Raw genomic sequence first — 887 nt, 5'->3', positions numbered from 1 at the left:
GCTGGCGCCGCTGCGGCCGCAGGGTCCGGTGGGGGGTCCGCAGGCGCCGGTGGCCGTGCCGCTGCCCCGCTCGGCCCGGCTGCTGGACGAGCTGGGCCTGGCCCGCGCGACCCCGGCCTCGCTGATGGCGCGCTGGGCGGACGCGGCCGACGACACCGAGTCGCTGGGCGGCCGGGCGCGCGCCGTGCTCGGCGCCGGATCGCACGGCCCGGTCACCGTCGACCTGGTGGCCGAGGGACCGCATCTGCTGATCGAGGGCCCGCCCGGCAGTGGCCGTACCGAGCTGCTGCGGGCGGTGGTGGCGTCACTGGCCGCCGCCGAGCGGCCCGACCGGCTCGGCCTGGTGCTGATCGACGGCCGGGACGGTGTGGGCACCGGGGCGGGGCTCGGCGACGGGCTGCGGGTGTGCACCGACATCCCGCATGTGACGACCCATCTGCTCGCCAACGACCCCGTGCGCATGCGGGAGTTCGCGCAGTCGCTGAGCGCGGAGCTGAAGCGGCGGGCCGAGCTGGTGGGGACGACGGACTTCGCGCACTGGCACGCGGGGCGCGCGGTGTCGGACCGGATGGTGGCCCAGCGCACCCACGGCGGGCGCCCCGGCGACCTGGAGTCGCCGCCGAGCACCACCCTGCGGCTGCGACCCGGTGCGGCGGCACGGCAACAGACCGAGGCGGCGCCCGCGCTGCCCCGGCTCGTGGTGGTCGTGGACGACCTGGACGCGCTGGTCTCCCCCGCGCTCGGTTCGCCGGGGCGGCCCGCCGCCGGTTCGGTGCTGCGCGCCCTGGAGGCGGTGGCCCGCGAGGGCGAGCGGCTCGGCGTGCACCTGGTGGCGGCGACCGGCACCGACGGCCGTACGGCGCAGACGGAGCCGGTCCGGCAGGCGG

General features: G+C 78.9%; 1 protein-coding gene. It reads left to right on the top strand.

Annotated elements, in window-relative coordinates; translation table 11 throughout:
• Positions 1 to 887, top strand: an 887-nt coding sequence (locus GTW40_RS11975) for an FtsK/SpoIIIE domain-containing protein (RefSeq protein ID WP_272919001.1), incomplete at both ends; no start/stop codon positions are given.

The sequence above is a fragment of the Streptomyces sp. SID4985 genome, from assembly GCF_009863025.1.
Classification (GTDB): Bacteria; Actinomycetota; Actinomycetes; order Streptomycetales; family Streptomycetaceae; genus Streptomyces.
Note: the sequence above shows the minus strand (reverse complement) of the source record. Positions and strands in the feature narration are given on the sequence as shown.